At 31.4% G+C, this 2,267-nt stretch carries 3 protein-coding genes; all 3 read left to right on the top strand.

Going from position 1 to position 2,267, the window contains the following annotated elements; translation table 11 throughout:
* The coding region (locus tag ACKI67_RS08615) for a type II toxin-antitoxin system RelE family toxin (RefSeq protein WP_407463129.1) at positions 1-212 on the top strand (212 nt) is incomplete at its 5' end.
* Positions 213-227: 15 nt separating this feature from the next.
* Entirely contained in the window at positions 228-1,319 is a 1,092-nt protein-coding gene (locus ACKI67_RS08610; protein ID WP_407463128.1) for a DUF2357 domain-containing protein, read from the top strand.
* 57 nt (positions 1,320-1,376) lie between these two features.
* Complete coding sequence (locus tag ACKI67_RS08605) at positions 1,377-2,030, top strand: nuclease domain-containing protein (protein WP_407463127.1); 654 nt, start codon at positions 1,377-1,379, stop codon at positions 2,028-2,030.
* Positions 2,031-2,267: the final 237 nt, after the last annotated feature.

Below are 2,267 nucleotides of genomic sequence, written 5' to 3'. Positions count from 1 at the left end.
TATTAAGAATTCATAAAAAATATTTAAAAATTCTGGAAAACCCATATGATTCTAGTTTTAAAGAATTAACTAGCATTAAATGCCCAAAATGTCATCGTGCTAGAGTTGGGGATTATAGGATAATATTTTATGTTAGCGAGAGAAAAAAGCAAATAGAAATAATTGACATTATTGCTCGTAAGGATAATTACAAACTATTTTCAATTATTTGAATTCATGGTAATAATATGGAACAATATATAAAAATAACAGCCAAAAATGAGGAAGGAGACCTCTTAGGAACTTTCAAGCTTTCCATAGACATCAATTTTTCTACTCGATCCATAAATTCTATTGTAGAAAAGCATACAGAAATCACACTGGACAGCTCAATATACAATATACCTTCAAATTCTACTGTAACATTGTATAATGTTCCTATAGTCTATGAATACGACAACAGGACTCCAATCCAATTCCATAAGAACAGCGAGAGCAATGTCAACCTAATGCTTCTGGAGGAGCATAAGTATAACTTATCCTTCAATGCCAACCATGAATTGGATAAGGAGTATCTTAATCAGTTAGACATATTTCATTCATTGCTAAAATTTACCGATGAAGTCTTGGAGCTCGTTTCAAACACTAACATTGGATTCCTATCCTTCGGATCCTATGTTGGAAAAAGCTATTTGGACATATACAAAGACAAAAAACCTATTTTTAAGATTCCATTTGAAGTCCGTTCAAGAAAGATAGATTATGCAACAGAATATGCTGCCATGATTGGAGACCTGTCCAAGCATGCTCAAGGCCTGCTTTATGAATCTAAATCTCCATTGTTCCAGTCATTCGAGCTAGACAATCTACAGAACAAATCAAGCTATGAAGACTTCATGCTTCTTGAATATTTGTTTAAGGATGAAAATCTTCCATCTACAATAGAATATCTATCAAGAAACTTATATTCCGCACTTACAAGCACAGTTGAAGAAGTGCCTACATCATTTGCATCCAACATTAATCCAAATGACTTAATAGATGTTTTCTCTAATTCTGATAATCTGACAAAGACTGATGATGAGGTGTGGCAGGAACGTACCAAAGGCCATATTCCACTTAAGATCAATGAAACAAAATATATTGATGACATTGATGTTCCTGAGAACAGATTCTACAAGAACTTTTTGGAATCAATTGACAATTTAATCAACGAATTGTTGAAAAAGTCTCACGAAGGATATATCCGTGACCAACTTCTTATCTATAAAGAATCAATAAGTGCTTATCTTTCACAGAGGTACTTTAAAGATATAAGTATGATGGATTATGTTACTTAAAATTCACAGCTTCTTCAAAAAAAAGAGGGGTATCGTGACATCCTCCAATACTATCTTATGTTTGAGATGGGATTCAAGCTTAATTGGAGTGAAGTTACCAATGAGTTTAAGGGTAATGAGAAAAAGCTGTTTGAACTTTATGAATACTGGTGCTATTTTGAGCTTATTGATGTATTGAATCAGATATCCATAAACACTATAGATTTCAGTGACATATTCGATAAAGTGAAGGATGAGGATAAGGATGAATTTTCCATTTCCCTAAAGCATAATCTCTTAAATACATTTTATATCAATGTTGGTGACAGGTCTATAGAAGTGGATTTGACATACAACAGATCTTTTTATAGAACAAGCAACGAATTCAAATCATATTCAGTAACATTAAGGCCGGATTACAGTTTGATTGTTCGTGATGGTGAAAAAGAGCATATACTTCATTTTGATGCCAAGTATAAGCTTTATATTGACAGCGAATCCTTTAAAAATGAAGATATAGTTAAGATGCATGCCTATAAGGATGCAATAGTTGGAACTGTTGGAGCTTATGTTCTCTATCCTGGAGAGAAGAAGAGATTATATTACGAACATTTAGACGATAAGTTGGAGTCTGTAGGTGCATTTCCATTAAGTCCTGGTGAAAACAAGTATAATAGAGACTATTTAAGAGATTTTATCCTTTCTATGATTCATAAATTAATTGAAAATTAATTTTTATTATCATTTTTTCACCAAAAATTCTCATTTTTTATTTTCCCCCAAATCAAATATAACTCATTATATTTTATTTTTTTAAACAAAATCCATTTTTTAAACCCTATTTTTTTATAAAAACTCCTTTTTTTTATTTAAATCCAATTTAAACATGCAAGCAAGCACTTGCATTCGAAAATCTTTATATATGGTCTTGTATATACTTAATAGTAGGTATGATTGAATAAATCGTAC

Origin of the sequence: Methanobrevibacter sp. (genome assembly GCF_045577275.1) — an archaeon.
In the GTDB taxonomy this organism is placed as follows: Archaea; Methanobacteriota; Methanobacteria; order Methanobacteriales; family Methanobacteriaceae; genus Methanobrevibacter.
Note: the sequence above shows the minus strand (reverse complement) of the source record. Positions and strands in the feature narration are given on the sequence as shown.